The organism is Winogradskyella echinorum (genome assembly GCF_014297365.1).
GTDB lineage: Bacteria > Bacteroidota > Bacteroidia > Flavobacteriales > Flavobacteriaceae > Winogradskyella > Winogradskyella echinorum.
This window is the reverse complement of the sequence record NZ_JACOQD010000001.1, coordinates 858,490-881,247: the sequence shown is the minus strand read 5'-3', so window position 1 is coordinate 881,247 and position 22,758 is coordinate 858,490. Positions and strand designations below refer to the sequence as shown.

Here is a 22,758-nt window from a genome sequence, read left to right as displayed (position 1 = left end):
CATGATTTCATTAGATCCAAAAGACCTTTCTACAGGCAAATTACATGGCTATTTATTAAGTGCTATAGCACCAAGACCCATTGCTTTTGCGAGTACTATAGGTGCTGATGGTAGTCCTAATTTATCACCTTTTAGCTTTTTTAATGTCTTTAGTGCTAATCCACCCATACTCATATTTTCTCCAGCGAGACGTGTTAGAGATAATACAACAAAACACACTTTAGAAAATGTAGAAGTGATAAAAGAAGTGGTAATTAATGTAGTAAATTATGATATAGTGCACCAAATGTCTCTGAGTAGTACAGAATATCCCAAAGGAGTTAATGAGTTTGAAAAGGCGGGATTAACGATGTTGCCTTCGGATAAAATAAAGCCATTTAGAGTTGCAGAATCTCCCGTACAATTTGAATGTAAGGTTAATGAAATTGTACACTTAGGTAACGAAGGTGGCGCAGGAAATTTAGTGATATGTGAAGTCGTTAAATTGCACATAGCTAATGAGGTAATGAATGCAGATGATACTATAAATCAAGAAACATTAGATCTTGTAGCAAGAGCTGGAGGTAGTTATTACAGTAGAGCAAATAAAGGCTTTTTTGAAATACCTAAGCCTTTAAAAACTAATGGAATAGGCGTAGATAATATGCCAGATCATGTAAAAAATAGCATGATTTTAACAGGAAATAATCTCGGAATGTTAGCAAATGTTGAGTCGTTACCAAACGAGGACGATGTAAATAAATTTGTTTTAGATATTAGTGAACGCTATCCTGATATTAAAACGGCATCGCATAGAGAAAAACATAAATTAGCTCGAAATTATTTGAGCTATGGAGACGTAGAAAGTGCATGGAAGTTATTACTTTCGTAGTCTCAAAAAAACACAAATATTTAATAATTATAGATTAAGCAAAAATGGAAGTACAAGGACGTATTAAAATGGTAGGTGAGACGCAAACCTTTGGTAGTAATGGGTTTAGAAAAAGAGAAATTGTAGTTACTACAGAAGAGCAATACCCTCAGCATATTATGGTTGAGTTTGTTCAGGATAAAACAGATTTATTAAACAATTACCAAGTAGGACAACAGGTTAAAATTAATATTAACCTAAGAGGAAGAGAATGGGTAAACCCACAAGGTGAAACTAAATATTTTAATTCTATTCAAGGATGGAGAATTGAAGCTTTACAGCCAGAAGCTGCAAGTGGAGATATGCCACCTGTACCACCAACAGAAGCTTTTGAACCTGTTAGTGATTTAAAAGAAGGAGATCACGATGATTTACCATTTTAAGGGTAAGCTCTAAACGATATTAAAAAGACTTGTTTTATTTAAAACAGGTCTTTTTTATGTTTTGTGATAAGCTAATAAATAAAAAAAGTCCTGATGGTTAATCAGGACTTAGTATTGTGGTTTTAGGTTTGACCTTCACTAATAAACTTAAAAAAAAGCAATGATGAACAAAAATTTATTTCATAAAGGCCAAGTCAAATATCAATAAAATTATTATACTATCAAAATAGAAACTCGTATTTAACAGCAAAAATGTTAAAAAAATGTTAGAGCAACTTAATTTATGCACTTCTTAACTCAAAAAATAGAATTTCCTGATGTCTCAGAAGCCTCTGTTGACGGACTTTTAGCAGTTGGTGGTGATTTATCCGCAGAGCGTTTGCTATATGCCTACCAAAATGGCATCTTTCCGTGGTTTGAAGCTACTGAACCTATCCTTTGGTGGTCTCCAGACCCTAGATTTGTATTATTTCCTGAAGATTTAAAGATTTCTAAGAGTATGAAACAAGTACTTAATAAGAAATTATTTAAAGTTACAGAAAACAAGGCATTTGCAGAGGTTATAGAAAATTGTGCCAATGCAAAGCGCGAAGGCCAGTTAGGTACTTGGATTACTGATGAAATGATTATTGCATATATCAAACTACACAAGTTAGGCTACGCCAAGTCAATAGAAGTTTGGTTAGATAAAGAATTGGTTGGTGGTTTGTACGGTGTAACTATAAATGATACTATTTTTTGCGGTGAAAGTATGTTTGCTAAAGTAAGTAATGCGAGCAAAGTTGGTTTTATAACCTTAGTACAGAATTCTAATTACAAATTAATCGATTGTCAATTACATACAAATCATCTTGAAAGTTTAGGTGCCAAACATATTTCGCGATCTGAATTTTTAAAATATTTATAAGTATCTTTTTTCAAATTCACACTTCATTATATCTAAAGCAAGACACTTCGTGGTCATTAACCATACCTGTCGCTTGCATGTGCGCATAAACTACGGTTGAACCTACAAACTTAAAACCTCGTTTTTTTAAATCCTTACTTATAGCATCACTCAATGGAGTATTTGCTGGAGCCTCTTTATAATTTTTAAGTTTGTTTCTAATAGGTTTTCCATCGACAAAATTCCATATATATTTTGAAAACGATCCAAATTCCTCTTGAATTTTCATAAACGCCTGAGCATTGGTAATGGTTGCTTTTACTTTGAGTTTATTTCTAATAATGCCAGTATCTTGCAGTAAATTGTCAACTTTAGCTTGTTGATATTTGGCAATTTTTTTATAGTTGAAATCATTAAAAGCGTTTCTAAAATTTTCGCGTTTTCTTAAAACTGTAATCCAACTTAAACCTGCTTGAAACGTTTCAAGTATTAAAAATTCAAATAGTGTATCATCATCAAAAACAGGAACTCCCCATTCTTCATCATGGTAGGCTTCGTAAAGTGGATCACCAACACACCAACCACATCTATGCTTTTCGTCTTTCACTATGTAAGTTTTTCAAATTTATTCTACTAAGGTAACAATTGTCATAAAATTAGTGACCATTCAACTTTAAATTTGCATTATGGAAGTATTAGAAAAACATATGATAAACGATATAATTTTAACCAGCTTACAGAAAAGTATTAATTACCAAGATTACCGTAAACTAGTTGCGCAATTAGTGGAAGAACATTCCACCACAGGAAATGAAAAAACTGAAGCTTTAGTCAATTATACAATGCTCAGCGATAGACGTATGAAGCGTTGGGATAAGACGGTTAAAATTTCTGATGAGATAAAGGCAAAAGTTGAAAGCTTTTCTAAAAAAGTAACCTGGTTAGTTATTACTGAGAGTTGGTGTGGTGATGCGGCTCATATAATGCCAGTAATTAATAAAGTAGCTGAGCTTAACGACCATATTGATTATAAAATTGTAATGCGCGATGAAAATGACGCGCTTATGAATCAGTTTTTAACTAATGGTGGTAAAGCGATTCCTAAATTAATTATGATTGATAATGAAACTAATACTGTTGTTAATACATTTGGTCCAAGACCAACTGTAGCGACGAATTTAGTAAATGCTTATAAGGCCGAACATGGTCAGCTAACACTAGAGTTTAAAGAAGATTTACAGCGTTGGTATAATAAGGACAAAGGACAATCTACGATTGAAGATTTAGTAAATTTATTGTTTTAAAGTACTTTTTGAATTGGTTACTGAGCCAAGTCGAAGTGAGTTGAGGTTAACTTTTTCCCCTAAACAAAAAGGTAATCGTACCTATTTGATCTTTTTTATCTGAAGTACTAAACTGCACATTTTTAGCATATTCAATAGCATGGTCTATTAAACATTGATTGTCTGAATTTGAAGAGCCATTTATATAAGCATCATAGACATTACCAGAGCCTTTCACTTTAATGGTAACTACAATTTTACCACCATATTCACATAAATAACGTGGTGTTTTGTAATAGGTCAGTGTTCGTCCTTTTAAAGAATAGGTTAATGTACTTTTAGACTTAGCATGCTCATCGGCTTGTTTTTTGTTTTCTAAACGCTTATTTAACTCGTCTTGTAGCTTTTTATAAGACTTCGTTTCATCAGAATTTAAAGCATAGGCGTTACTATTGGCATAAGATTTATTAAGGCTTGTTTCTTCTTGTACATCATTTGCTTTTGCTTCTTCCAAGGCTTTTGTAGTACGTTCAAAGTCATTTGAGCTAACGGTTTTAAAGTTACGCATCATGTTTTTGTATTCCTGGTCTTCGTTAAACGCTTTATTTGTAGAAGGTCCAGTTAAATCTTCAAATTTCTGAAGTTCCTCTTCGGTTAGCTCAGGCTCAGGTTCTAGGAGGTAATAACTTTCTGTGATTAGTTTTCCTTTCTGCTTTAGCTGAATACTAAACAGGCTAAAAACTACAATTCCGGTGAGAAGAAAAGTAATGATTAGGGCTTTATGTCGTTCAATAAAATGCAATAAAAAACTGTTTTCGTTACCTAAGATATACGAATATAACAACGAAATAGTTTAAAAAACAATATTAAACCCCTGTTAAATGATTATTTTGAAGGTAATTTTTCTATAAAAACTTCAGGAGTTAAGGCATTATCCACGCTAAAATCGCCAATACGTGTACGACGTAATTCTGATAAGTGTGCACCAGAATTTAAGGCTTTCCCGAAGTCGTGAGCTAGTGATCGAATATAGGTTCCTTTACTGCAAACCACTCTAAATTTTAATTCTAAATCAGAAATTTCAGTAATTTCAAATTCAGTAATTTCTACTTGTCTCGATTTTATTTCTACCTCTTCACCTGCTCTTGCAAATTCGTATAAACGTTTACCGTCTTTTTTAATAGCAGAAAATACAGGAGGAAATTGATCTATTTTACCAATGAATTGTTCGGTAGTTTTATGAATTAACGCTTCTGTAATATGTTCTGTTGAAAAGGTTTGGTCAATTTCGGTTTCTAAATCAAATGATGGAGTAGTGCTACCTAAAACAAAAGTCCCAGTATATTCCTTTTCTTGACCTTGAAAGGTATTGATTTGTTTAGTCATCTTACCAGTGCAAATCACTAATAAACCAGTAGCTAAAGGATCTAACGTACCAGCATGCCCAACTTTAATTTTCTTTATAGAATAGGCCTGTCTTATAGCCCAACGTAATTTGTTTACCGCCTGAAAAGAAGTCCAAGTAAGGGGTTTATCTATTAAGAGAACTTGTCCGTTTTTATAATCTTCTTCGGTTTTCATTGTACTCATTTATACGTTTAGAATTTTAGTGAAAATTAATTTTTTAACGCATTGAAAACGTATAAAGTGCATTATAAAAATGACCAAATTATAGCAGTAATACCAACAATTACGCAGTAAATAGCAAAATAAGATAGCTTACTCTTTTTTACTAAGGATATCATCCAAGTACATGCAAACAGACCAGCGACAAAGGCAGCAATAAATCCAATACTTAATGAAGTAAAATTAGAAGCATCATACGTGAGTTCTCCACCCAAAACATCTTTCGCTATTTTACCGAAGATTAAGGGTACAACCATTAAAAACGAAAAACGAGCCGCTTTAGTTTTATCATTTCCAAGTAAAACAGAAGTGGATATTGTAGCACCAGAGCGCGAGATGCCAGGTAACATGGCGATAGCCTGAGATATGCCTATTATAAAAGCATTAGAAAAAGACACTTTTTTTTGAGTGTCTTTGGCTTTATCGGCTAAAAATAATAGTACAGCGGTTACAATTAGCATACAACCTACAAGCATAATATTACCTCCAAAAAGCTGTTCTAATTGTTCTTCAAAAAAGACTCCTATAATAACTGCAGGAAGCATAGAAAGTGCAATTTTAGAAACAAATTGTAGGTCTTCATTCCATTCAAATTTTAAAATTCCTTTTAAGATTAAGAGAATATCTTTTCTAAAGACAACCATAGTACTTAATGCAGTGGCAAAATGTAAGACCACAGTAAACATTAAGCTTTCTTTAGGTACAGAATTGTCACCGAGTATAGCTTTTCCTAGTTCTAAATGACCACTCGAGGATACAGGTAAAAATTCTGTAAGACCTTGAATAATTCCTAAAATAACAGCATCTAAAATTTCCATGAGACAGTATCAATTAAGTTTTTGATACGTTGCAAAAATAAGTAAAATGAGATTTATTTTTTTGAATCTTTATTAGGGTTTAAAAGAATGGCATATACTTGAATACCAAAACCTATAAGAACAAGCGTTGGAGCTAAACGAATACGTCTCCAGCTAAAAATAGATTCATCAAAAACATTTGGGTCGTCACTTCCGCCTCCTGCCATAAGAATAAAGCCAATAGCAATGAATGCTAAACCAATAAACAACCATTTGTAATTCTTCTTACCGAAAATAAATTCTGCCTTGTTGTCTTCTTTACGTTTTTGTTCTCCCACGATAATTTAAATTATAAGTCCTACTAAGCATTTGCGAAGTAGGATCAATTAAATTCTGTATAAATAATCTCATCACCTAAAGCTAATTGCGAAATATGCTTAGAAGTAATTCCGCCTAAAACTTTAGCTAAATGCAAAGTAACGGTTTTATTTAAAACTTTTGCGTTAAGGGAATCTAAATTTAAGCCTTGTTCTAAACCTCTGTTAATGTAATAAAACTCAGTACTGTCTTTATAAAACACAATATCCTTGACTCCTCCTTCTTTGATTTTGGTCACCTTAATAGCCAAAACAGTACACTTTTCTGGTTTTGTATTTTGTATGATGCAAGATTTTAACATCAAAAAGATTAGTATAATTACTATAATGGTAATACCAGCAATTATTGTGGTTGATTTTTTCATGCTTGGCGGTTTGCTTTGAAAACGAATTTTAAAGAGAAATTATTGTATTTAATTTTAATCAATAATTTATCATACTGTCTTCAATTTTTAAGCACGATTTTAGTATTTAATGGAATTGCTGAAGTCCTAAGAAGATAAGGGTGACATTTCGCTTATATCTAATAATACAACTGATCTGTCTTTAAATTTAAGAAGCGTTGTGTTGCAATAAACGTGCTAATCCAGGTAATAACAATCCCTAAAAGAAAAATACCAACGAACAAAGCAATTATCATTATTGTATTTCTTAGTAATTCTAGCTCAGGGAATGTAATATCTAAGTAATATAATACTACTGCCATACCTATTAGAGCAACAAGAGCTCCTATAATACCTAGTTGCACACTTTTCCAAACAAAAGGCCTACGGATAAATGTTTTAGTAGCGCCAACCATTTGCATGGTTTTTATAATGAATCGCTTAGAATAAACAGCCAAACGAATAGAACTATTAATCAATAAAACGGCAATAAGGGTAAATAAGCCACTGATGATTAACACCCAAAACGAAATCTTTTTAACATTGTCATTCATCAATTCCACCAAATCATTATCATAACGGATTTCTTCAATAAAGGCTTTGTTAGTTAGACTTTCGGTAATTTCTGTTAACTTTTCGGTAGTAACAAAATCAGCTTTCAAATGCACGTCAATTGAATTTTTTAAAGGATTATACCCCACAAAATCCATAAAGTCCTCACCTGTATCGGCTTTCATAATATCAGCAGCTTCTTCCTTAGAAACATAAAGTGCTTCCTTGGTGTAATCTGCCATGGCCAAACTCTTTTTCAATTGGTTGACTTCGACTTCTTTTGCCGTATCATTTAAATAAATCGTCATTACAACTTGTTCTTTAAAGTGATCCGCTACTTTTTTAGAGTTAATAACTAACAAGCCTAAACAACCTAAAAGAAATAAAACTAAAGCAATACTTATTACTACAGAGACATAAGATGATATAAGTTTTCGTTTTTGATACTTGTCAAAAGATGATGCCATGAATAAATGCTAATTTGTGCTGTAAAAATATAAAAGAATTTGCTTATCTAGAGTATAACAACGTCTAAGTTTTAATAGTGTTGTGATAGTTTTAAAATTAGGCCTTTAAAATTAATTTTAATCATAATATTTAACAATAAGATTAGACCGTTATAATTAATTTAGTTGTTTTTAAAAAAAAGTTGGCATAGCTTTTGAATAACTCATCGAATATCAATTTATAAAACCTAACAATTATGAAAAAATTTTTATTTACAATCGTAGCAATTTTTGGATTTTCAACATTATTAATAGCTCAAGATGTTGATTTTGGTGTAAAAGCCGGACTTAATATTTCTAACTTTACAGGTGGAGATGCCGACAGAAATAGTCTTACCAGTTTCCATGTTGGTGCGATTGCAGAAGTTAAACTAAGTGACAAATTTTCGCTTCAGCCAGAATTATTATATTCAAGACAAGGCTCTGAAGCAAATGATGCTGTAAAAGTGAAAGTTGATTATTTAGCCATACCTCTTATGGCAAAATATTATTTGTCTGAAAAATTTAGTTTAGAATTTGGACCTCAAATGTCATTTTTAATAGATGACAAAGCAGAGTTTAACGATAGCTCAATTCCGGATGCTGAAACAGATGCTGCTAGTTTCGATTTTGGTTTAAATGCTGGTGTTGGCTTCAATATTACTGATAATCTATTTGCTCAGGCAAGATATAATTACGGAATTACTACTGTAGTTGAAAATCCCGATATTAAGAATAGTGTATTTCAGTTATCATTAGGCTACAAGTTCTAATTACAAATTAACATATTTAAAAAAGCACCTTAAATCTAAGGTGCTTTTTCAGTTTAATAACTTCTGCAAGTTATAGGCTATTTAACTAGTAAAGTTTAAATTTGTGCCATTATTACAAGGAAAAACAAACAATGAGGTACGATTTCAATCAAATTGAAAAAAAGTGGCAAGACTACTGGGCAAAAAACCAAACGTTTAAAGCATCTAATACAAGCGACAAACCAAAATATTATGTTTTGGATATGTTCCCTTATCCATCTGGTGCAGGTTTACACGTTGGGCATCCATTAGGTTATATAGCAAGTGATATTTATGCACGTTATAAGCGTCACAAAGGTTTTAATGTGTTACATCCTCAAGGTTATGATTCTTTTGGTTTACCTGCTGAGCAGTATGCGATACAAACAGGTCAGCATCCTGCGGTAACGACAGAAGCTAATATAAAAACCTATCGTCGTCAATTAGATCAAATCGGTTTTTCTTTCGATTGGAGTCGCGAAGTACGTACTTCAAATCCTGAATATTACAAATGGACGCAGTGGATCTTCATTCAATTGTTTGAATCTTGGTATAACAATGATGCTGATAAAGCTGAAGACATTAAAACTTTAGTTTCAAAATTTGAAACTGAAGGAAATGCTACTGTAAATGCTGCTTGTGATGATGATATAGAAATCTTTACAGCAGAAGAATGGAAAGCGTTTTCGGATGTTGAAAAGCAAGAAATTCTTTTAAAATACAGATTAACGTATTTAGCAGAAACAGAAGTCAATTGGTGTCCTGCACTAGGAACTGTTTTAGCTAACGACGAAATTGTAAATGGTGTTTCTGAGCGTGGAGGTCATCCTGTGGTTAGAAAAAAAATGACCCAATGGAGCATGCGTATATCTGCTTATGCAGAACGTTTATTGCAAGGTTTAGATACTATTGATTGGACAGATGCTTTAAAGGATATTCAGAAAAACTGGATTGGTAAATCTGTTGGAGCAAGTGTGACTTTTAATGTAAATGGACACGAAGAGGTTATAGACGTTTTCACCACAAGACCAGATACTATTTACGGAGTCTCATTTATGACGCTAGCTCCAGAGCATGAGTTAGTATCACAAATTACAACCGAAGCCCAAAAAGCAGAAGTCAAAGCTTATATTGAAAAAACAGCCAAACGAAGCGAACGTGATCGAATGGCAGATGTAAAAACCATTTCGGGTGTCTTTACAGGCGCTTATGCTGAGCATCCATTTTCTAAAGAACCAATACCAATCTGGATTGGCGATTATGTACTAGCAAGCTACGGAACAGGTGCTGTAATGGCAGTACCATGTGGTGACCAGCGCGATTATGATTTTGCGAAGCACTTTAATATTCCGATTCCAAATATTTTTGAAGGCGTAGATATTTCTGAAGAGGCCTATGCCTCAAAAGACAACGTAAAGATTGCTAATAGCGATTTCCTTAACGGTATGAACTATAAAAAAGCATCTAAACGTGCTATTTACGAACTTGAACAATTAGGACAAGGAGAAGGCAAAACCAATTACCGTTTGCGTGATGCTGTATTTTCTCGTCAGCGTTATTGGGGAGAACCATTCCCTGTATATTATGTTAATGGTATGCCGCAAATGATTGATAAAGCACATTTGCCAATTGTTTTACCAGAAGTAGAAAAATATCTACCAACCGAAGAAGGAGAACCACCTTTAGGACGTGCTGATGTTTGGGCTTGGGACACAAATACAAACAAAGTTGTAAGCAATGACCTTTGTCATTCCGCCATTGATGAGGAATCCACTGAGGACAACGGAATTTACCCTTTAGAACTCAACACCATGCCAGGTTGGGCAGGCAGTTCTTGGTACTTTTTCCGTTATATGGAAGAAGCAGCCAATAGAGATGGCGTTTTTGCTAGTGAAGAGGCTTTGAAGTATTGGGAAAATGTAGATTTATATATTGGAGGAAGCGAACACGCTACAGGTCACTTACTCTATTCTCGTTTTTGGGTAAAGCTTTTAAAAGATAGAGGTTTTGTAAATGTTGAAGAACCTTTTAAAAAGCTGATTAACCAAGGGATGATTTTGGGAACTAGTGCTTTTGTTTATCGAGAAGAAAATTCAAATGCATATTATTCAAAAGGACTTATTGATGGGAAGGATGTTCTACCACTTCACGTAAAAGTACAATATATCAATGCTTCTGATGAGTTAGATATTGAAGGTTTAAAAAGTGATGGAGAATTTGGTGAAGATTTTAAAGAAGCAGAATTTATTTTAGAAGATGGTGTTTATAAAGTAGGTAGAGACGTTGAAAAAATGTCCAAATCCAAATACAACGTGGTTAATCCAGACCAAATTGTAGAAGATTACGGAGCAGACAGCCTAAGACTCTACGAAATGTTCCTTGGTCCTTTAGAGCAATACAAACCATGGAATACAGCTGGTATTACAGGTGTACATAATTTTCTTAAAAAACTTTGGAAGCTTTATGCAGATGATAATGGCCTAAAAGTAGATGATGCCGAGCCAACAAAAGATAACTTAAAGACGTTACACAAAACTATTAAGAAAGTACAAGAAGATATTGAGAATTTTTCATTCAACACCTCAGTTTCAACCTTTATGATTGCAGTTAATGAGTTAACAGCACAGAAATGCACTAGTAAAGCTATTTTAGAACCTTTATTGGTTTTAATATCCCCTTACGCTCCTCATATTGCAGAAGAGTTATGGGAACAGTTAGGGAATAACCAATCTATATCTACGGCTCCTTTTCCAATATTTGATGAAAGTCATTTAGTAGAAAGTAGTAAAAACTACCCGATATCTTTTAATGGTAAAATGCGTTTTACACTAGAGTTACCAATGGATATGAGTAAGGATGATATTGAAAAAACAGTCATGGCACACGAGAAAACCATTGCACAATTAGATGGTAGAACACCAAAGAAAATTATTGTTGTTCCTGGTAAGATTGTAAATATTGTAGGATAAGCGTATGAGGTTAAAGCTAAAGAGAAATGATAAAATAGGGTTATTTTTCTTTGTAGCTTTTATAATAAGTTCCTCATTGCTCTGGCTATTCGAAGAACGATTTAGTAAAGAACAATGGAGAAGCCAGCCTACAACACGATATAAGATGGTCGATGATATCATTGAAAGTCAACTGCTCATAGGTAAAACCAAGGATGAAGTTATTGTGCTTTTAGGAAAACCAAATACCAGTTCTACAAATCAGCAAGATGTTTTTGTGTATAGAATAGGTAAATCACCAAGTTTTTTTGAATCTAAAAGAGAACAACTACTTATTGTTTTTGAGAATCAACTTGTAACTAAAGTAACGACAGCAATAGAAGAATAATTAAGACTATTAAAAATAAGTATAAAATGAAGCATCTAATTTTGGCATGTACGTTATTGTTAGTCGTAGCATGTGCAAATCTTAAAAAAACACAAATTGTTGAAGTGTCTTGTGGACAATGTCAATTTGGTTTAACGTCTCAAGAAGGCTGTGATTTAGCAGTTCGTATAGAAGATAACGCTTATTTTGTTGATGGGGCAGATATTGATGATTTCGGTGATGCGCACGATAAAGAAAGTGGGTTTTGCGAGGTTATTAGAAAAGGCGAAGTAGAAGGAGAAGTGGTGAATAATCGTTTTAAAGTTAGTGCTTTAAAAATGTTAGATTGATTCGTCTAAGAGTCAATTTCAAAATCATTTTATCGAAATAATTTTACATTCGTCTAATATCATATTGACCTGAAAATCAATACTATTTTCAATAATTTTTAAAATAAAGTCTTCAAAATATTAATTCCGCAAAAATGACTTCAAATTAGCCATCAAATTTGGAACAACAGATTTATTAATAGTAATTTCCGACTGCTATTAACCTTTAAATCTATTTTACATGCAAATTGGAGTCCCAAAAGAAATCAAGAATAACGAAAGTCGAGTAGGTATGACACCTGCTGGAGTATTCGAACTTATTAAAAACAATCATACGGTTTACGTACAAAAAGACGCTGGTTTTGGCAGTGGTTTTTTCGATGAAGATTATAAAGATGTTGGTGCAACGGTTTTAGACACTATTGAAGAGGTCTATGCTGCTGCAGATATGATTGTAAAAGTAAAAGAACCTATTGCTGAAGAATATCCTTTAATTAAGTCGCATCATGTAGTGTTTACTTATTTTCATTTTGCTTCTAGCGAAGTTTTAACTAAGGCGATGTTAAAGAGTGAAGCGGTTTGTATTGCTTACGAAACTGTAGAAGATAAAGATGGTTCTCTGCCACTATTAACACCAATGTCTGAAGTTGCTGGTAGAATGGCCATTCAGCAAGGCGCAAAATATTTAGAAAAACCTATTAAAGGTCGTGGAGTATTGTTAGGTGGTGTTCCTGGTGTACCTCCTGGTAAAGTTTTAGTACTTGGAGCAGGAATTGTTGGTATTCAGGCAGCAAAAATGGCTGCTGGTTTAGGGGCACATGTTACCATTATGGATATTAATATGAAACAATTGCGCTATGTAAATGATGTAATGCCAAGTCATGTAGTTACAGAGTTTTCTAGCGAATATAATATTAGAAAACGTATTAAAGATCACGATTTAATTATTGGAGGAGTCTTAGTAAAAGGAGCAAAAGCACCAAAATTAATTACTAGAGATATGCTCAAAGACATGCGACCAGGAACTGTTTTGGTTGATGTAGCGGTAGATCAAGGTGGTTGTATCGAAACTACCAAAGCAACAACGCACGAAGATCCGACATTTATTATCGATGATGTGGTACATTATTGTGTGGCTAATATGCCAGGAGCTGTACCTTATACCTCTACGTTAGCTTTAACTAATGTGACTTTACCTTATGTATTACGTTTAGCAAATGAAGGCTGGGAAAATGCCTGTGCAAAAGATGAAACCTTAGCAAAAGGACTCAATGTTGTAAAGGGTAAAATAGTCTATGAAGAAATTGCTGAAGCCTTTAATTGGTCTGTTGATGCCATGTAAACTGCATATGTGACATATAAAATATGACATAAGCCAAATTTTAGTTCTCAACTTTAATTTGGCTTACTATTTGCTATCTTTATAGTAATAAATATTAAATTTTTATTGATATGATGGGATATTATATTATTGCAGGAGCAATCTTCTTAGTAAGTTCTTTTGTAAGTAATAAGTTAAAAAGCAAATTCGATTATTACTCTAAGCTTAATCTTAGAAATGGGATGAGTGGTAGAGAGATTGCTGAGAAAATGTTAGCAGATAATGGTATAACAGATGTTGAGGTCATCTCTACACCTGGTCAATTAACGGATCATTATAATCCAGCAAATAAAACGGTAAACCTTAGTGAAGTGGTGTATAATCAACGTAATGCTGCGGCTGCTGCAGTAGCAGCACACGAGGTTGGACATGCCGTACAGCACGCACAAGCATATTCTTGGTTAAAAATGAGATCTGCTATTGTACCAGCAGTTGGTATAAGTAGCAAACTGTCTAATATTGTAATTATGGTAGGTTTAGCGTTGTCTGTTGGTGGCTCTGTATTGGGTTCTAATATATTCTTAATAGGTATTGCATTGTTTGCAATGACAACACTATTTACCTTTATTACATTACCTGTAGAATATGATGCGAGTAATAGAGCATTAGCTTGGTTAGAAAACAAGAATATGGTAACGCAAGAAGAACAAGCAGGTGCAAAAGATGCATTAAAATGGGCTGCAAGAACGTATTTAGTTGCCGCATTAGGCTCTTTAGCGACCTTACTTTACTTTATTAGTATCTTTTTAAATCGAAGATAATTCTAATAAAATATTTTAAAATAAACTCATTAAGAATACAAAAAGCTCTGATTAGTCAGAGCTTTTTTTGTTTAGTATAAAGAAATTACTTACTTTGAAATAACTAAATCAATCTAATTATGGAAAATCAATTACCTGATCAACCAGATCAGTTCCCAGGAAAAGTTATGGTAGGAAGCCTTTCAGATGTTGAACGTGCTGCTTTTTACAGAAAAACCTATTCGCATGTAGCAGGTGGAGTGCTTGTATTTATTCTTTTTGAATATCTTTTATTACAGAGCGATACTATAGTAGAATTTATGCTTTCAATGACTGAAGGTTATAAGTGGTTACTTATGCTAGGTGGTTTTATGTTTGCCACTAACTATGCCGAAGGTATGGCATTACGAACATCGGATAAAAATATGCAGTATCTAGCTTATGGTATTTATATCTTTTTTGAAGCTTTAATTTTTGTTCCACTTATAGCCATAGCTGCTTTTTATATGGAAACTGGACCAGAAATTCTAAACCAGGCTGCAATAGTTACTTTAGCACTATTTACGGGATTATCTGCTGCTGTTTTAATTACTAAAACAGACTTTTCGTTCTTAAAGACAGGTTTAACCATTGGTTTCTTTATTGCTATAGGTTTAATAATAGCAGGAACTTTATTTGGTTTTAATCTTGGTTTATGGTTTTCAATGGCAATGTGCCTATTGGCAGGTGGTTCTATTTTATACCAAACCTCTAATTTGGTAAGAAAATATGGAGTTGAAGATTATATACCTGCTGCACTTGGATTATTTGCATCTTTAATGTTATTATTCTGGTATATTCTAAGAATATTTATGTCTAGGGATTAAGACTAAAAAATTATAAAAAACAAAAAGCCCAACTGAAATTTCAGTTGGGCTTTTTTAATAGATATTATTTGATTTTGTTACCATCTTTATCAAAAAAATGGTATTCAAGATAAGTGTAAGCATCTCTAGGTAAAACTTTTACCCATTTTTTGTGTTCAAAAAACCATTTTGAACGTGGTGATGGAAACCCTTTGGTTAAAAAGGCTGCTATAAAAGGATGTGCATTTAGAGTTACCTTTTTATAGTCTTTTTTGAAAATTCGTTGTAGATCTTGATTAATGCGCTCGACCACTTTAATTGGTGCTTCGATTTCATCTCCTCCTACGAGATTAGGATTTTCTTCTTTTGTTTTAATATTGCGTTCTGGCCTAACGCGCTGTCTGGTTATTTGTACTAAACCAAATTTACTCGGCGGCAATATTTTGTGTTTTGCTTTGTCGTCTTTCATCTCATCTCTGAGAAAATTGTAAAGCTTTTTTCTGTTTTCAGCACGGCCCATATCGATAAAATCGATAACGATAATGCCTCCCATATCACGTAAACGTAATTGTCTGGCAATTTCTGCGGCTGAAATCATATTAACTTCTAAGGCAGTGTCTTCTTGGCTCTTTTCTTTATTAGAACGGTTACCACTATTTACATCTACAACATGTAGTGCTTCGGTGTGTTCTATAACTAAATAAGCGCCTTTTGCCATAGAAACGGTACGACCAAATGATGTTTTTATTTGGCGTTCTATACCAAATTTTTCAAAAATTGGTACTCCGTTTTTATAATGCTTTACTATAGACTCTTTTTTCGGTGCAATTTGTTGCACGTAATCTTTTACTTGTATGTATAATTCTTCATCATCTACAACAATACCAGAGAATGAATCATTAAAAATATCTCTCAAAATAGAGGATGCTTTGTTCATTTCTCCCAATACTTTTGTTGGGTGATGTGCTTTATACAATTTTTTACACATTGCTGTCCATCGATCCAGCAAATTCTGTAAATCACTATCTAGCTCGGCAACTTTTTTGCCTTCTGCTACAGTACGAATAATAACTCCAAATCCTTTTGGTGTAATACTTTTAACAAGTCTTTTTAAACGGTCTTTTTCTTCTTGCGATTCAATTTTTTGAGAAATTGAAATACGATTAGAAAAAGGTACCAAGACAATGTATCTACCAGCAATAGATAATTCTGAACTAATGCGTGGTCCTTTTGTAGAAATTGGTTCTTTTACTACTTGTACTAAAATGGATTGATTAGACTTAATCGCATGCGCAATTTTGCCATGCTTGTCTAAATCTTTTTCCTTTGGAAAGTCTTTGAGTGTATAATCTCTTAATTTCCCTGTGCTTACACGTTTAATGAATTTTAAAAGAGAAGGCAATTGCGGTCCTAGATCATGATAGTGTAAAAAACCATCTTTCTCGTACCCTACGTTAACAAACGCAGCGTTAAGACCAGGCATAACTTTGCGAATTTTAGCAATAAAAATATCGCCTACCGCAAAGTCATTATCCTCTTCATCTTTATGTAATTCAATAAGTTTTCCATCTTTTAATAAGGCAAAATCAACAATATCTGAACTCGATCTTACGATTAATTCTTTGTTCATAATGTTAATTTAAATCTAGCTCTTCATTGAGTTAGATGGATTTTACTAAATTATTTGACACAGGATGTCCCGATTATTATCGGGATTCCAGCAAATCCTGATATACTCTATTAAATACATCGGATTCTATATCAAAGAACGTTTTTTTAAAACTGAAAAAAGTAGTTATAAAACTACTTTTAACAATTTATTTCTTTTTGTGACGATTAGCGCGTCTACGTTTTTTACGCTTATGCGTCGCTACCTTGTGTCTTTTTCTTTTTTTACCACTTGGCATAATAAATAATGCTTTTTAATTAATATTTTCTTTTAAATGCTTTAGTTTACTTCAACATTAGATTTTACTCCTTCTAAAAATACTTTAGCAGGCTTAAAAGCAGGTATGTTGTGAGCAGGTATTTTTATTGTAGTATTTTTTGAAATATTACGACCAGTTTTCTCTGCTCTTGTTTTAATAATAAAACTTCCGAAACCTCTTAAATATACGTTATCTCCGCTCTCTAAAGATGTTTTTACTTCTTCCATAAAGGTTTCTACTGTAGCTTGTACATCTCCTTTCTCAATACCTAACTTGTCAGATATTTTAGCTACTAAATCAGCTTTTGTCATTGTTATTAGTTTTAGGGTTACTATAAATTCTAAGGGATGCAAATATATGTAATTTAATTACAATAAATCAAACGTAATTAATTAAAATTTAACACGATAAAGATTTAATTTTGTTTCATCATTTAAAAAACGCAATGAATTTTAAAAAAGAACTAATTAACTGGTACTCAATTAATAAGCGCGAATTACCTTGGAGAGCTACGCAAAATCCATATTATATTTGGCTTTCAGAAATCATATTACAGCAAACACAAGTTAAGCAAGGTTTACCATATTATAACGCATTTGTTAAGCAATATCCTTCTGTTTTTGACCTTGCAAATGCATCTGAAGAGGCTGTTTTAAAACTTTGGCAAGGGCTTGGTTATTATTCTAGGGCACGTAATTTACATACCTCAGCAAAATATATAGCTAATGAGCTTAATGGTGTATTTCCTAATACATATAAAGATTTACTAAAATTAAAAGGAGTAGGTGATTATACAGCTAGTGCCATTGCTTCTATTTCTTTTAATGAAGTTGCCGCTGTTGTTGATGGAAATGTTTACCGTGTATTGTCTCGTTATTTTGGAATAAATACTCCTATAAACTCAACGGAAGGAATAAAAGAGTTTAAAGCTTTAGCTTCTTCTTTAATAGATACAGAACAACCTGCATCTTATAATCAGGCTATAATGGAATTTGGCGCGAGGCAATGCAAACCTCAAAGTCCGGACTGTAATATTTGCCCAATTAATGATGGATGTATTGCACTTCAAAAGAATTTAGTGAATGCGCTTCCTGTAAAATTGAAGAAAACTAAAGTAACAACTAAATATTTTAACTTTTTGGTTTGCATTGATAAGGATAAAAATATCCTTTTTGAAAAACGAAAACAAAAAGGTATCTGGCAAAATCTATATCAATTTCCATTAATAGAATCTAAAAAAAGCTTAGCTGCAGAGGATTTTCACCTACTAAATTTAGAAAGCACAGTTTTAGATTCAGTTGATTTTGATTATGCACTATATAATGAAGCTGATAAAGTGCATAAGCTTTCTCACCAACACCTTTATACAAAGTTTTGGATTATTGAAGTAGAACAGCTTCCTGAAACAGCAATATCTATAAAGTCTCTTAAAAAGTATCCGGCTCCTGTACTTATTAGTAGCTTTATAGAAGAATTCAACTTTTGAGTCCTAAAGAAATCACATTTTTTTATTACTTTTAATGGAGTACTTTCAAAAAGACTAACTTTACCAAAAATTAAATAATTATGTCGGGAACATTAAATAAAGTAATGCTAATTGGGCATTTGGGTGATGAAGTGAAAATGCATTATTTTGATGATAAAAATTGTGTTGGTCGTTTTCCATTGGCAACTAATGAGACTTATACAAATAAACAAACCAACGAACGTGTCTCTAATACCGAATGGCATAATATTGTGGTGAGAAATAAAGCGGCCGAAATCTGTGAAAAGTACCTTACTAAAGGGGATAAAGTTTATATTGAAGGAAGGATAAAAACAAGAAAATGGACCGATGACAAGGGTATGGATCGTTATTCTACAGAAATACAGTGCACAGATTTTACATTTTTAACTAATAAAAATGAACAGCCTAATACGCCACAAGCTATTCCACCTCAGAATAAAGCGGAATCACAACAACCAGCACCAAATACTGCTGTGCCAGATGGTGATGATGATTTACCATTCTAAATAATTTAATCTAATTGCATCTTGGATCCAGAACCCACGATTTTATTTTCTTATCTAATAGTTACTAATACATCGTTTATTGCAAGTATTATATTGCTTATTATATTACTTGTATGTTCTGCTTTAATTTCTGGTGCCGAAGTCGCGTTGTTTTCTCTAACTAAATCTAATATTGATGAAGGGTTAGATAACAAATCGGTAACCATACAAATCATTGCTAAACTCTTAGAGCGTCCAAAAAAGTTATTAGCGACCATATTAGTGGCAAATAATTTTATCAATATCGCTATTGTTTTATTGTTTGCTTATATAGGTGAAACATTGTTTAAGGATGTTACAAATACCTTACTAAGATTTTTATTAGAAGTTGTTTCTGCGACATTTCTTATTTTACTTTTTGGAGAAATTATTCCAAAAATTTATGCGAGTAGAAATAGTGTTAAGTTTTCTTCATTTATGGCAAGGCCATTAAAAGTGTTAGATGTATTATTTTCCCCTCTAAGTTTACCAATGCGATATGTAACTATTCAAATTCAGAATAAGTTTGGAAAACAGCGGTCAAATCTAAGTGTAGATCAATTGTCTCAGGCTTTAGAACTCACCAATGACCAAGATACCACGCAAGAGGAACAGAAATTATTACAAGGTATTGTATCCTTTGGGAATACAGATACTAAACAAGTAATGCGACCTCGTATGGATTTATTTGCATTAAACATTGATACTCCTTTTGAAACTATTATTAAAGACATTATTGATAATGGGTATTCTAGAATTCCTGTATATGAAGAAAGTATTGACACTATTAAAGGTGTACTTTATGTAAAAGATTTATTACCTCATCTTAATAAGAAAAAGTTTAATTGGACATCTATATTACGCGAACCCTTTTTTGTACCAGAAAATAAAAAGTTAGACGATTTAATGGTAGAGTTTCAAACAAAAAAGGTGCATTTGGCTGTTGTAGTAGATGAGTATGGTGGTACATCTGGTTTGGTGTCTTTAGAAGATATTATTGAAGAAATTGTAGGAGATATTAGTGACGAATATGATGATGAAGATTTAATATTTACAAAAATTGACGACAATAATTATAGCTTCGATGGCAAAACTCCTCTAAAAGATGTTTATAAAATAGTAGGCTTAGAAGAAGAAGCAGAAGATTTTGAAAGCAGAAAAGGTGAAGCCGAAACATTGGCCGGTTTTGTTTTAGAAATTTCTGGGGGTTTTCCAAGAATTGGCAGTAAAATAAATTTTAAAAATTACGTTTTCACAATAGAAGCCTTAGAACGTAAGCGCATTAAACAAATTAAATTAACATTATTAGATTTGTAAACTCTTACTATAGATAGAAATCTAATGATAATGGTATTTCTTCTGTTGCAGGGAATAAACACTGAGATAAATTCAGCATAAAATGAAAAAAATAGTTTTACCAATATTAAGCCTCTTTTTATTAGGATGTGGTGATGATCCATTGCCAAAGCCAAAAGGCTATTTAAGATTAGATTATCCGGATGCTAAATACGAAGCAGCGAGTATTCCGTTACCTTTTTCTTTTGAGAAAAACACATTAGCTGCTCCTATAAGTTCTGTAAAATCCACTTCTGAAGCTAAAGGAATTGATATTAAGTATCCTTCTTTAAAGGCTACTATTTTTCTTACCTATAAAGATGTTAAGGCTAATAATTTAGATAATCTTTTGCGAGATACACAAAACTTAACGCAAAAACACACCATGAAAGCCGATGAAATTTCTCAAAAAGAATTTTTACGCCCTAATGATAACGTATATGGTATGTTATATGAAATTGGAGGTGATGCGGCATCACAGTCGCAATTCTATGTAACGGATAGTATAAGTCACTTTGTAAGTGGTTCTTTATACTTTTATGCTAAACCTAATTATGATTCTATTTATCCAGCATCAGAATATCTAAAAAACGATATCAAACGTATTATGGAAACCATTAAGTGGAAGAATTAAATATAATTATTAAGAAAAAAAATGCTCATCAATTTTGATGAGCATTTTTTTTATAACGTGGTTATAGTTTGCTTAGTTAGCAACCCATTCTCCACCAGTTTTTATAACACTTAAATCTTCAGTAGCGCTACTTCCAATATAGACATCGTAAGTAACAATATACTTTTGATCTTCTGCTGCGGTTGGATCTAAATTGTCTAAAACGATTCCAATTGCAGTTAACATCATATCATCATCCCAGTTAGTACTACCACCAGTTCTGTTAAAATTACCGAAGCTGTCTAAGTTTCCTGCTGCTGCTTCAAAACCTGGTTCAGTTAATAAAGTCGCTGCAACCAAACTGTAGTCAGAACCTACTAAAGTATATCTTATAGTATTGTCTGGTACCCAAACGCCAGCTTCCTTACCAAACTGCAATGTAGTAGCTATTGTAGATTCATAAGCATCCCAAGCACCATTAACCGAAGTGTATAGATTACCTCTTCTTTGTGCTCCTGAAGAACTAGAGAAGTAATCATAGATTACTAATAACTCTTCATCTTCTTGACCATAAGGGAATGTTAATTCTAAAAATGTTGGTAAGTAGTTGTTTGGTGAAACCGAACTACTAAAGTTGTTATACTGACCTGGTTGACCAGAACCTTCTCCCATTGAATCAAAATCTGCAGAGCTTAAGTAATAAACACCTTCTACTGCTTCCCATGATCCACCAGAATACATAAAATATTCACCTTTAGAGTTTGTATCTCCAGTAGCACCTAAAGTTTTAATAGCCATACTTTCGATTCTCCATCTTGCAGCATCACCTTCATCAACACCTACAGTTGCAGGATCGTCACCTATTGACGTGTATTTAAAAGCAATATTAATCATTTGACCATCATATGCAGAAAAATCGTAATCTTCAGATGTTGTCATATCTCCTGTTGAGGAATTAGCAAGTATAATTTCATTCCAAGTTGCTGCTAAAACATCATCGGTGTAATCTGTAGATACTAAAATTTTAACTAATGAAGCATCTCCAGCAAATTGTATTTGCTGAGTGATTTGAAATTTTAAATTACTTTCACCATCTAAATCAATAGAAGGAGAAACTAACCACTCTACATTTGAAAATTGGTCACCAAAATAACCGTTACCTTGAACATATCCAGATTGTGAAGTCCAAACATCATCAGCACCTGATTCTTGAACAATACTCCAACCTTCTAAACTTCCAGCAAAGTTGTAATCTACAATATTAGCTAAACCAACCACTGGATCTTCAACATATTGCTTATACTTAGCTAAAACAATTTGTCCTTCTGTTGGTGAAGATACTTGAGCATCTAGTACAGCAGGAATAGCGTCCGTTGCATTAACATCTGGATAAAACCCAAAAGCATCACTTCCTGTTGAGGCGTAATCTGAATTTGAAAATGAATAAATGTCAGATCCTGTTAAGTCGCTAACACCTTCGGCGTTTCCTAAATATAAATTGTATCCTACATTAACTGAAGAACCATTTCCCCAAAATGGGTATTTTTCTGATAATAGTTGTGGAATAGAATCTTTAGCTTGTTGTTCTGAATCAAAACTACCAAAACCTAAGCTTAACGCATCGTAATCATCATCAGTTAAAGTATAGTCCGTAGTACCTACAACTGGATCTTCTTGTGAGTCAACATCATTATGAATGTCTTCTACAGGATCACAGCCAGTAAAGGCTATGCCTACAAAGGCTAATAAATAAATTAATTTTTTCATA

Annotated in this window: 25 protein-coding genes; 15 read left to right on the top strand and 10 right to left on the bottom strand. The window is 32.9% G+C overall.

Features of this window, described 5'->3' with window-relative positions; all coding sequences use genetic code 11:
- Window position 1: 1 nt before the first annotated feature.
- From H8K90_RS03855 to aat, 3 genes are all read left to right on the top strand, one after another.
- Window positions 2-871: a flavin reductase family protein gene (locus tag H8K90_RS03855; RefSeq protein WP_186844615.1), complete on the top strand. Its 870-nt coding sequence runs from the start codon at window positions 2-4 to the stop codon at window positions 869-871.
- Between the two features lie 44 nt (window positions 872-915).
- A complete protein-coding gene (locus tag H8K90_RS03850; RefSeq protein ID WP_186844614.1) occupies window positions 916-1,293 on the top strand; it encodes a DUF3127 domain-containing protein in 378 nt (125 codons plus the stop codon).
- Window positions 1,294-1,576: 283 nt separating this feature from the next.
- Window positions 1,577-2,200: a leucyl/phenylalanyl-tRNA--protein transferase gene (aat, locus tag H8K90_RS03845; RefSeq protein WP_186844613.1), complete on the top strand. Its 624-nt coding sequence runs from the start codon at window positions 1,577-1,579 to the stop codon at window positions 2,198-2,200.
- 16 nt (window positions 2,201-2,216) lie between these two features.
- On the opposite strand, the gene H8K90_RS03840 is transcribed toward aat, so the two are convergent.
- The gene (locus H8K90_RS03840) at window positions 2,217-2,786 is read right to left on the bottom strand and encodes a DNA-3-methyladenine glycosylase I (protein WP_186844612.1); all 570 of its coding nucleotides are present in this window, start codon (window positions 2,784-2,786) and stop codon (window positions 2,217-2,219) included.
- Window positions 2,787-2,865: 79 nt separating this feature from the next.
- Between H8K90_RS03840 and H8K90_RS03835 the strand changes: the two genes are divergently transcribed.
- Window positions 2,866-3,483 carry a thioredoxin family protein gene (locus tag H8K90_RS03835; protein ID WP_186844611.1) on the top strand — a complete coding sequence of 206 codons (618 nt, stop codon included), beginning with the start codon at window positions 2,866-2,868 and terminating at the stop codon, window positions 3,481-3,483.
- 46 nt (window positions 3,484-3,529) lie between these two features.
- Here the strand turns inward: H8K90_RS03835 and H8K90_RS03830 are convergent, their stop codons facing one another.
- The 6 genes from H8K90_RS03830 to H8K90_RS03805 form a co-directional block, all read right to left on the bottom strand.
- The gene (locus H8K90_RS03830; RefSeq protein WP_186844610.1) at window positions 3,530-4,306 is read right to left on the bottom strand and encodes a hypothetical protein; all 777 of its coding nucleotides are present in this window, start codon (window positions 4,304-4,306) and stop codon (window positions 3,530-3,532) included.
- Window positions 4,307-4,347: 41 nt separating this feature from the next.
- Complete coding sequence (truB, locus tag H8K90_RS03825) at window positions 4,348-5,043, bottom strand: tRNA pseudouridine(55) synthase TruB (protein WP_186844609.1); 696 nt, start codon at window positions 5,041-5,043, stop codon at window positions 4,348-4,350.
- A gap of 71 nt (window positions 5,044-5,114) precedes the next feature.
- A complete protein-coding gene (locus H8K90_RS03820; protein ID WP_186844608.1) occupies window positions 5,115-5,906 on the bottom strand; it encodes an undecaprenyl-diphosphate phosphatase in 792 nt (263 codons plus the stop codon).
- Window positions 5,907-5,959: 53 nt separating this feature from the next.
- Window positions 5,960-6,223 carry a DUF3098 domain-containing protein gene (locus H8K90_RS03815; protein WP_186844607.1) on the bottom strand — a complete coding sequence of 88 codons (264 nt, stop codon included), beginning with the start codon at window positions 6,221-6,223 and terminating at the stop codon, window positions 5,960-5,962.
- Window positions 6,224-6,267: 44 nt separating this feature from the next.
- A complete protein-coding gene (locus tag H8K90_RS03810; protein WP_186844606.1) occupies window positions 6,268-6,627 on the bottom strand; it encodes a hypothetical protein in 360 nt (119 codons plus the stop codon).
- Between the two features lie 158 nt (window positions 6,628-6,785).
- The gene (locus tag H8K90_RS03805; RefSeq protein WP_186844605.1) at window positions 6,786-7,664 is read right to left on the bottom strand and encodes a cell division protein FtsX; all 879 of its coding nucleotides are present in this window, start codon (window positions 7,662-7,664) and stop codon (window positions 6,786-6,788) included.
- 236 nt (window positions 7,665-7,900) lie between these two features.
- Between H8K90_RS03805 and H8K90_RS03800 the strand changes: the two genes are divergently transcribed.
- The 7 genes from H8K90_RS03800 (at window position 7,901) to H8K90_RS03770 (ending at window position 15,104) form a co-directional block, all read left to right on the top strand.
- Entirely contained in the window at window positions 7,901-8,455 is a 555-nt protein-coding gene (locus H8K90_RS03800) for a porin family protein (RefSeq protein WP_186844604.1), read from the top strand.
- A 131-nt stretch (window positions 8,456-8,586) separates the two neighbouring features.
- A complete protein-coding gene (gene leuS, locus H8K90_RS03795) occupies window positions 8,587-11,442 on the top strand; it encodes a leucine--tRNA ligase (protein ID WP_186844603.1) in 2,856 nt (951 codons plus the stop codon).
- 76 nt (window positions 11,443-11,518) lie between these two features.
- Window positions 11,519-11,809, top strand: a complete 291-nt coding sequence (gene bamE / locus H8K90_RS03790; RefSeq protein WP_186844602.1) for an outer membrane protein assembly factor BamE domain-containing protein — start codon at window positions 11,519-11,521, stop codon at window positions 11,807-11,809.
- A 26-nt stretch (window positions 11,810-11,835) separates the two neighbouring features.
- The gene (locus H8K90_RS03785; protein ID WP_186844601.1) at window positions 11,836-12,138 is read left to right on the top strand and encodes a DUF6370 family protein; all 303 of its coding nucleotides are present in this window, start codon (window positions 11,836-11,838) and stop codon (window positions 12,136-12,138) included.
- A 220-nt stretch (window positions 12,139-12,358) separates the two neighbouring features.
- Complete coding sequence (gene ald, locus H8K90_RS03780) at window positions 12,359-13,459, top strand: alanine dehydrogenase (RefSeq protein ID WP_186844600.1); 1,101 nt, start codon at window positions 12,359-12,361, stop codon at window positions 13,457-13,459.
- A gap of 110 nt (window positions 13,460-13,569) precedes the next feature.
- Window positions 13,570-14,259, top strand: a complete 690-nt coding sequence (locus H8K90_RS03775) for a zinc metallopeptidase (protein ID WP_186844599.1) — start codon at window positions 13,570-13,572, stop codon at window positions 14,257-14,259.
- Between the two features lie 119 nt (window positions 14,260-14,378).
- Window positions 14,379-15,104 carry a Bax inhibitor-1/YccA family protein gene (locus tag H8K90_RS03770; RefSeq protein WP_186844598.1) on the top strand — a complete coding sequence of 242 codons (726 nt, stop codon included), beginning with the start codon at window positions 14,379-14,381 and terminating at the stop codon, window positions 15,102-15,104.
- A 64-nt stretch (window positions 15,105-15,168) separates the two neighbouring features.
- Here the strand turns inward: H8K90_RS03770 and H8K90_RS03765 are convergent, their stop codons facing one another.
- Window positions 15,169-16,713, bottom strand: a complete 1,545-nt coding sequence (locus H8K90_RS03765; RefSeq protein WP_186844597.1) for an Rne/Rng family ribonuclease — start codon at window positions 16,711-16,713, stop codon at window positions 15,169-15,171.
- A 318-nt stretch (window positions 16,714-17,031) separates the two neighbouring features.
- A complete protein-coding gene (locus H8K90_RS03760) occupies window positions 17,032-17,322 on the bottom strand; it encodes an HU family DNA-binding protein (protein WP_008270198.1) in 291 nt (96 codons plus the stop codon).
- A 134-nt stretch (window positions 17,323-17,456) separates the two neighbouring features.
- On the opposite strand from H8K90_RS03760, the gene mutY reads away from it, so the two are divergent.
- From mutY to gldD, 4 genes are all read left to right on the top strand, one after another.
- The gene (gene mutY / locus H8K90_RS03755) at window positions 17,457-18,497 is read left to right on the top strand and encodes an A/G-specific adenine glycosylase (RefSeq protein ID WP_186844596.1); all 1,041 of its coding nucleotides are present in this window, start codon (window positions 17,457-17,459) and stop codon (window positions 18,495-18,497) included.
- 80 nt (window positions 18,498-18,577) lie between these two features.
- Window positions 18,578-19,024: a single-stranded DNA-binding protein gene (locus H8K90_RS03750; RefSeq protein ID WP_186844595.1), complete on the top strand. Its 447-nt coding sequence runs from the start codon at window positions 18,578-18,580 to the stop codon at window positions 19,022-19,024.
- Between the two features lie 21 nt (window positions 19,025-19,045).
- Entirely contained in the window at window positions 19,046-20,359 is a 1,314-nt protein-coding gene (locus H8K90_RS03745) for a gliding motility-associated protein GldE (RefSeq protein WP_186844594.1), read from the top strand.
- Window positions 20,360-20,441: 82 nt separating this feature from the next.
- Window positions 20,442-21,011, top strand: a complete 570-nt coding sequence (gene gldD / locus H8K90_RS03740) for a gliding motility lipoprotein GldD (RefSeq protein WP_186844593.1) — start codon at window positions 20,442-20,444, stop codon at window positions 21,009-21,011.
- A 72-nt stretch (window positions 21,012-21,083) separates the two neighbouring features.
- Here gldD and H8K90_RS03735 read toward each other — a convergent pair whose 3' ends face one another.
- On the bottom strand, window positions 21,084-22,757 hold the full coding sequence (locus H8K90_RS03735) for a choice-of-anchor J domain-containing protein (RefSeq protein WP_186844592.1): 1,674 nt from the start codon (window positions 22,755-22,757) through the stop codon (window positions 21,084-21,086).
- Window position 22,758 lies beyond the last annotated feature (1 nt).